The 8,386-nt window shown below is 33.7% G+C and carries 6 protein-coding genes; 3 read left to right on the top strand and 3 right to left on the bottom strand.

Features of this window, described 5'->3' with window-relative positions; all coding sequences use genetic code 11:
* Positions 1-135 precede the first annotated feature (135 nt).
* The 3 genes from H0V01_15025 to H0V01_15015 all read left to right on the top strand — a co-directional run bounded on the left by H0V01_15025 (position 136) and on the right by H0V01_15015 (position 4,039).
* Positions 136-1,320 carry a hypothetical protein gene (locus H0V01_15025; GenBank protein ID MBA2584684.1) on the top strand — a complete coding sequence of 395 codons (1,185 nt, stop codon included), beginning with the start codon at positions 136-138 and terminating at the stop codon, positions 1,318-1,320.
* Between the two features lie 179 nt (positions 1,321-1,499).
* Positions 1,500-1,961, top strand: a complete 462-nt coding sequence (locus tag H0V01_15020) for a hypothetical protein (protein ID MBA2584683.1) — start codon at positions 1,500-1,502, stop codon at positions 1,959-1,961.
* A gap of 2 nt (positions 1,962-1,963) precedes the next feature.
* Positions 1,964-4,039 (top strand): T9SS type A sorting domain-containing protein, encoded by a 2,076-nt coding sequence (locus H0V01_15015; protein MBA2584682.1) that lies wholly within the window; start codon positions 1,964-1,966, stop codon positions 4,037-4,039.
* A 909-nt stretch (positions 4,040-4,948) separates the two neighbouring features.
* Here H0V01_15015 and H0V01_15010 read toward each other — a convergent pair.
* From H0V01_15010 to H0V01_15000, 3 genes are all read right to left on the bottom strand, one after another.
* Positions 4,949-5,737, bottom strand: coding sequence for a hypothetical protein (locus H0V01_15010; GenBank protein ID MBA2584681.1), 789 nt, complete (start codon positions 5,735-5,737; stop codon positions 4,949-4,951).
* 20 nt (positions 5,738-5,757) lie between these two features.
* Positions 5,758-6,171 (bottom strand): energy transducer TonB, encoded by a 414-nt coding sequence (locus H0V01_15005; protein MBA2584680.1) that lies wholly within the window; start codon positions 6,169-6,171, stop codon positions 5,758-5,760.
* Positions 6,172-6,868: 697 nt separating this feature from the next.
* On the bottom strand, positions 6,869-7,789 hold the full coding sequence (locus tag H0V01_15000) for a toxin-antitoxin system YwqK family antitoxin (protein MBA2584679.1): 921 nt from the start codon (positions 7,787-7,789) through the stop codon (positions 6,869-6,871).
* Positions 7,790-8,386 lie beyond the last annotated feature (597 nt).

The raw sequence follows: 8,386 nt of genomic DNA, 5'->3' as shown, positions 1-8,386 counted from the left end.
CGACAAATATCCTTTTAAACTTCAAAGGGGGTACCCCCTTTGAAGTTTAAAAGCTGTGCACTCTTGTTTCCATTTTCTGTGTATTCTTATTTACCAAAAGTTGTGTATTGCTATTTACCGATTACATTTATTCCCATGAAAAATAATTTACACTTTTTACTTAATGTGGTTTTGTTATTGTTATTTACAAATTTCACTTATAATGCTTTTAGCCAAGGGCAAGGACAGCCTCCAATCCATTTTAAAATGGGCGGAAACATTTCTTCAAATACTACAGAGCAATTAGGACTAAAAACAAATTCTGATTTATCAATTATTACAGCAGATACGACAAGGGTGGAGATCACTAAAGAGGGAGATGTAAAAATTAGAAAAGATATTTTTTTAGATAAACTTATTGGACTCCCAAACGAAAAAAGATTAATTGAAATATCTCCGAATGGAAAACTATCACCTCTGTCAACTGATCAATTAATTGCACGTTTGTTTGCTACTGATTGCTGGGAAGGGCTTCCAAGCCATCCAGATAATCCTTTATATACACTTGTTACTCCTGCTTGGGCATATAAATCTGGTGTTATTTATACAGGAAATTCATGTCCTGCAAGTGTTGGAATTGGAACTGATAATCCTCAATCGAGCCTTGATGTAAGAGGGAATATACAAATTTCTGGATCAAGATTCCATGTTGGAAGCAATGGCAATATAGGTATTGGAACATCAATACCTGGAGCAAAACTTGAAATTAGAGGAGCGGGTAACCAAAGCATCGATATATTTACAAGCACTCTTGGTTCCCGACTAACTTTGATGGCTGTAACAAGTGGTGGTGTAAGGGAATCTCAGATTCAATATGCAGGTGGGGGAAGATTTGGTATTGGAGAAATTGGGTATGGATTTAGAATGATGATAGATGTAAATGGCAATGTTGGAATTGGATGTAACTCTCCTCAATCAAAATTACAAGTTAATGGTCAAATAAGAGCAACGGATGTTATAGTAACTGCCACAGGATGTGATTTTGTTTTCGACAACAATTATAAATTGCCTTCACTGCAAGAAAGAAAAACTTTTATTCTTGAAAAGAAACATCTTCCTTATATTAAGCCTGCCAGCGACATGCAAGAAAATGGAATGGGAATCACCGAAACTGCTGAAGGATTATTGCAAAATATAGAAGAAATAAGTCTTTATCAAATTCAACATGAGGAAAAAATACAATTACTTCTAAAAGAACAAGAGGAATTGAAGAAAATAAATCAAAAATTGATTGAAGAATTGAATTTTCTTAAAATTCACGTTGAAAAGAATCAGAAGTAATAAGTTTGAACTCTCTTAATAATGTTTTTCAGTTAAATTAAAGAGAATAAATTGCTAAGAGAAAGAATAGAAGAATTGGAAAGAAAATAATACTTGTGTATTTTTAAATATTGGCATTTAAAGTCAATAAAGAAGATTTATAAAAAATTGAAATTCCAAGGATTAAAAATTAGATAATTATGAAAAAAATGGCACTATATTATTCTCTGTTGATTATTTTAATATTTAATAATAGTTGCAGAAAAGATGAAGTAAATATTTGTTCTAAAGAATATTCATCCGTAGAATTTGAAAATATAAACCTACCTCAAATCCCTTTTACAAATGCTGAATATATAATCCAAGATGATTCTACTTATCAGGAAATATTTAAAAGTTTCAATCTTGATTCAGCCGTTGTGCTTCCAAATATTGATTTTACTCAGAAGACTCTTTTAGGACAATATTTAAAACCCTACCCAGAAAGAAAAAAAAATTACAAGTATATCAAGAAGGTTTGTTTCCATGAGATAGAAAAAAAATATTTATATAAAATTTCTTTAGTGGAAACAAATGAAAGAGCAATATTTCCCATATCAAATTGGGCTTTGATTCCAAAAACACCTTCAAATAATTTGATTGAATTTAAGGTAAAATATTAATTATGAATTTAAAAAAAATAATATCCGGAGCAGGTTTAATACTGACGACTGTTTTTGCTTATTCGCAAATTTCTGAGAAAGGAATCCCATTAAGTATTTCTAATAGTACCCAGCTTGATGCAAGAAATATTGAAACAATTATATTACCATCCTTAAACAATAAAGAGTTATTGAAAAAGGATTCAATCAATGCAAGAGAAGCATCAAAGGGATATACTTTTGCCGTTCCAATCAAAATTGATTACAGAATAAACAATTCAGGAAGTTGGGAGACTTTACCTGATGGAAGCAAAATCTGGAGACTTCAACTTACTTCAATTGGTTCATATTCTGGATTTCTAATATTTGATACATTTTATTTGCCCACAGGATCAAAACTCTACGCATATAGTGGTGATAAAAAACAAATTTTAGGAGCCTTTACAGAAATAAATAATAAAGCTAATAAGAGATTTTCTATAGGGCCAATTGTTGGAGAATCAATAATAATAGAATATAATGAGCCTCCGAATGTGAATTCTACTCCTGAATTAAGTTTATCGGCATTTATACACTCCTATAAAGATGTTTTTACCAGAAATCATATAATTGATGGTTATGGTGACGGAACTTTTGGGACTTCCGAGGATTGTCATATCAATGTTAGATGTCCTGAGGGTAATAATTGGTGTAATCAAAGACGAAGTGTTGCATTAATTGCTTTGATCGATGATAATTCTGATCATCTCCTTGCTTTATGTACGGGTTCATTAATTACAAATGAAAGAAGAGACTTACGACCATATTTTCTTACAGCCAATCATTGTGTAGAGGGTACGACTGATGCCGGCTTTACTATAAATGATTGGGTATATATTTTTAACTATCAAAGTCAGGATTGTTCAGTTCCCTCCACTCCTCCACCAACCACTTTTTCTATTTCAGGTTCAATAATTAGATCAAAAAGATCTAATTCCGATTTTGCTTTAATAGAATTAAACGATAGACCTCCAGGTAATTTTAATACGTATTTTAATGGTTTTGACAATTCGGATGATAGGCCAAATTCTGGAGTAGGCATACACCATCCAAATGGAGATATAAAAAAGATTTCTTTTTACGAGAAAAAACTTGATAGGACAAAATACTTACAAACATGGTTTTTAAATGGAGTATCGGGAACTAAAGCTTGGAGAGTTGAATGGGAATCTGGAGTTACTGCGCGAGGGTCTTCTGGTTCACCCATATATGATGCAAGCGGAAGAGTAATAGGTCAATTATGGGGAGGATGGAGTTTTTGCGGAGATGATTCTGACGAGCCTGATTATTATGGCCGCTTTGCTGCTTCATGGGATGAGGGTAGTTCATCTACTTCAAGACTTAGAGATTGGCTAAGTCCTAATAGTACCTCTAATTTATGGATATCGGCAATGGGTGGAGATGAGCCTTGTAGAGTAAGTTGGAATTTTTCAAATACAAATGATTTGCACACAAGTGCTAATGTTAATGCCATCACTAATCCTTCCAATGCAGGTACAAGAACTTATAATGGTGTATATGAAGCAACAACTACCATAGAGGCAGCAAACAATGTTACTGTTCAGACCGGAACATCAGTTACTTTTAATGCTCCTATAGTTCGTTTAGGCCCAGGGTTTAGAGCAGTTGCAGGTAGTAATTTCAGGGCAACCACTCAAGGATGTTTAAGAGGTTGTGGTAATGGAAGAAGTTCTGGAGGAGAGGAAGATTATGATAATCCACTAACTGTGTTTAGTACAGGTACTCCTACTGAAAATAGTGAGGTTACTACTAATAGTGATTCCAAAAAGACTGATGAGGGAAATAGCATTATTCTTAATGATATGTTCAGTATCTATCCTAATCCCAACAGCGGCATATTTACTGTAACCATTCCTCAACACAATTCAAAACTTATTGATATTTATGTACTTGATGCTTTAGGAAAAGTTGTGTTTCAAAAAATACAGACAAATGAATTTAATATCTCAATAAATATTAACTCATATTCCAAAGGGATGTATTTTATAAAAATTTCAGATGGAGAGAATGTGAGAATGAGTAAAATAATTTATCAGTAAATAGAATAGATAGTAAAGACATCCAATTACTGTGTGAATTTTAGAAGTAATTCTCTTAATTTTGATGGCTCTGGTCGTAGAGGACAGACAGTATGTTGATTACATAACTCTGACGCTGTTCAAATTCTCGATAAAATAAAGTAACTTCAAAATGGTATGATTATGCAGGTTGGTTAGAGCTATTGGGCTGGGCTTAATTAGTTGTTAACTTTTAGTTACACTTGCATTCCTCAAAAAGCATCAATTTTTTTCAATGTGATAAAACCTGCTCTATTTAAATATTGCAGGTACTTGGGGGCGGTAAAAATAGCTTTTTGACTTTTGGCAAGGTGTGTTAGATTGTGTGATTGTGACAAAAGGCAAAGTGCTATTTTGTGCGGTTGGGATTTTAATTTTTTTATGCGGGGAGGAAAAAAACAAAGCACGAAGCGATGGCTTGCTTGAGGCGTTGAAAATTGCACAAAAGTTTCTCAATGAAAAAGGCTGACTGTCCCTTCTGTCCCACCGGTGCGCTATGCTTACAGCTAACGTTATTTGCATATACGCTGGTGGCGATTATTGCACCGAACCAAAAACCGTGAGCAGCAAAGTTAATAGAAATTAAAGGTTTTGCAATAGAGCACCTAGACCGCCACTGGCGAATATGCAATGTTAGCCGTTGGCATTACCCACTTTTCTAGGAAGTCACGATTAGTTGCGAATAGTAGTGCAACACTAATGAATAGTGACAGGGATTCTGCGGGTGAGGGTGTTTTATTCTTTTCAAGAGGGGGGAGAAAAAAACAAAATTCTTCTATGGGAAAAATACAAGCTTATTTACAATTTTTGGTTTGAGGGTTGGATTTTGAGCGAATTGTGAATGTGCTTGGATTGTGTGAAAGGCTTTTCGTACCGGAATTTCTTTACAACTTATTTACAATACTTATTTTTGATTTGCTCCGCTTCAGTATCACCTAAAATAGCACCTTTTGCAAAACTGTCACAAGCTTCGTTTAATTTGTTTAGCTTTTGTTTTATAATTCCATGGTCAAAAAGCAAATCAACATTATTATCTAATTTTAATTTTGCTATATCAATAAGTATTTCCGCAATTAATAACTGATTCCTTTGAACATATTTGGTAGAGTTTGCATGATACCTTTTTCCTAAAAGTGCATTTGTCATGTTTTTTGACATATCCCTATAAATTCTGTCCGTAGGATAGTTCTCTATGTCTTCATAATTGTCATAATTATAATCTATAAAATTATTTCCTCCAGTAAAAACCTTTTTATAAGTCCTTTGTACTGAAAATGAAAATGTATGTGAAATAGTGTCTGAAATAGGGTTCCCATTTTCTTTTGCTGGAATCCATAAGCCTTCAGTCATTTTGCAAATTTCAATAGATTGCGATTCGAAATATTTTTTGATGAGTCTTTCATTTCTAGGTTTTCCAGTAAAACCTGCAAGCTTTACTGTTGAATTTCCTGAAATTTTAATGTCTTTTACTTTTCCGCTATCTGTAATAGTAAAAACCAAAGGAATTTTAACAAAACTAATATCCATCATTGCGTCCCCAGGAAACATCTGCAAGTCTAGAATAAGACTATCTAATTGATTTATTCCATAAATAAACTGAATGGGCTTTGAATCTTGAGGTTGTGAATATGTCAATGTACCACTAAAACAAAATAATATAATAACTATAAACTGTTTCATAATAAAATTACTTGTATGTATTATTTAAATTGAAAAGGTAACACGTAATTGACTTCTGCCGGTTTGTTTAATATTGTTATAAAACCAGGTTTCCACTGTGGTAAAAGCTTGACCACTCTAATCGCTTCGTCATCCAATAAAGGGTGTAATGATTTTTTTACTTTAACTGTCTCTGGCCGAACATTACCAACAGTATCAATAACGAATTCAATAAATACAGTTCCTTTGATATTTTTAGTTTTAGCTTCTTCTGGATATTTCAAATTGCTGCTAATAAATTTAAATAATGCAGGTTCATTGCCAGGGAATACGGGCATTACATCAACTGCATGCCATATCTCTGTGGTATCTATCTCTGCTTTTTCCTGAGAGAATGAATTTTGTCCTACAAAAACACAAACTAGAAGTGTCAAAAAAGTAAGTCTGCTTATCATTTTTTCTGTTTAATTAAATTTAAAAAGGAATTGATAATATTTAACAAACATACTAATATTTTTAGATTTAATTAAGTTTTTATGATTTATAAAAAGCAGGTATTTAGGCTGGCGAAATTGCTCTTTTGCTTTTGCCTTTGTGTGTTGAATTTTGAGCGAATGCGGCAAAAGCAAATGTGCGATTTTTGCGTTGGCAATTTTGTTTTTTGCGGGGCGATGAAAAGAATAAAGCACGAAGCGAAGGGCTGCCCTGAACGTTCTAAATTTGCAGAAAAGGTGCTCAATGAAAAAGGCTGACTGTCTCGTCTGTCGCACCGCCCCGCAATGCTTACGGCTAACGTTATTTGCATATACGCAGGTGGCGATTACAGCACCGAACCAATAACCGCGGGCAGCAAAGTTAATAGAAATCCAAGGCGTTGCAATAGAGCACCTAGACCGCCACTTGAGGGTATGCAGTGTTATGCGGTCGGCCTTTCAACCTTTATAGAAAGTCACGATTAGTTGCGAACAGCACAATGTCAATGAATAGCAACAGTTGGGCGGTGCGTGAGGGTGTTTGTTAATTTTAAAGAGGGGAGGAAAAAAAATTAAATTCTTTTGGAAAAGCCAGAAGCTTATTTGCAATTTTTGGATTGCGTGTTTGGCTGGTGGGAATTGTGAATATGCTTTTGGCTGTGCAGGCGGTTTATACAGGCTAGTCAATCTTTTCAATACTTATAAGCTTTCCATTTTTATAAGAATCTCTTTGATATAATTTCCCATTTAAATTGTACCATAGCCAGTCTCCAAACGCAACCCCTTTTTCAAAATATCCTTCAGACTTCAAATTTCCATTATCATGAAAATCTTTTCTTAAACCGTTGCGAACACCATAGTAATGATTTGACTCATAATGTAAGTTCCCATTTGAATGATAATGAATACTAAGACCATGAATTTGTCCAGAAATCCAAAATTCTTTACCTCTTAATTGTCCATTATCATGAAAATAAATTTGTTCCCCATCTTGTAAATGATCTTTCCAATTTGTTATTTGTGATATTTTTCCATTTTCATACCAAAGTTTATAAATTCCTTGTTGCTTATTATTTTCAAAATATGAGCTGTCTTTTATAGATCCATTTAAATAATAATTGGAACTCCAATAAAAAGCATTATAAAAATTACCTTTCCATAAAATATTTCCGTCTTTATCATATTCTGTCCAAAGTCCTATTTCCTCATGATTTTCAACAGCTCCTTCAAACCATAATTTTCCGTTATTATAATATTCAGTAAAGTCTCCATCAGAAATATAATATTTACCAGTATTATTTTTATCGTTAAAAATTTTGAGATATAAGAGCTCTCCAGATTTATTAAATACTCGAGCAGTATCAACATTCAAACTGTCTTTTATTTTTCCTTGCTCTAATATTTCCCCTGTTGAAAAAAATAATGTATAGTCTCCAGTTGAAACTATCATTTTATCAGAAATGGGCAACCAACTTCCTTTTCCAGTATCTTCATTTATGAACCAAGCCCAGTTTTCATTTCTTTTTGAGCTATCATCAATTTGATCTTCTTGACATCCCAAAAGGCCAGAAAGCAATATAATTATAAAATATTTTTTCATTTTAAATAAAAATAGCTTTCAAATTAAACTACACAAACATAGCATTTATTTATAATTATTAAGAGAGAACTTCAGAAAATTCAGTGCAGGTACTTTGGGCTGGGAAATGGCTCTTTTATTTTTGCCATGTGTGAATGGCTTTTAGTGAGTATGAGGCAAAAATAAATGTGCCATTTTGCGTAAGGGAAATTTAATTTTTTGTGCGTGAGGAAATTAACAAGCACGAAGCGATGGCCTCTCCAGGTGTTGAAAGTTTGCAGAAAATTTCTTAAATGCTAAAAGCCAAAACAGCCAGAAAGTCTTTTGGAGATAGCGTTCCAAGAGGCTGCCGCATAACGTTTCCTGCATACCCGCAGGTGGGGCTGGTTTGCAGCGTTTCTGTCAACCGGCACGAAAGGTAGTAGAAAGCATTGACTTTTCAAAATGCACCAAGCACCCCACTTGAGGGTATGCAGTGTTATATGATGGCGGTGTGTCCTGCGTTACCTCGGGGTACAAAGATAAGTTCTTTGACAAGGTAACAAAACTTTTATAGAGATGATAGACTTTTAAAGAGTGTATGAAACGAGCCAGTCCCTTATAAGAAAGGTAAACTGG

The sequence above is a fragment of the Bacteroidota bacterium genome (assembly GCA_013696965.1).
Taxonomy (GTDB): domain Bacteria; phylum Bacteroidota; class Bacteroidia; order JACCXN01; family JACCXN01; genus JACCXN01.
This window is presented reverse-complemented; position numbering and strand designations above follow the sequence as displayed.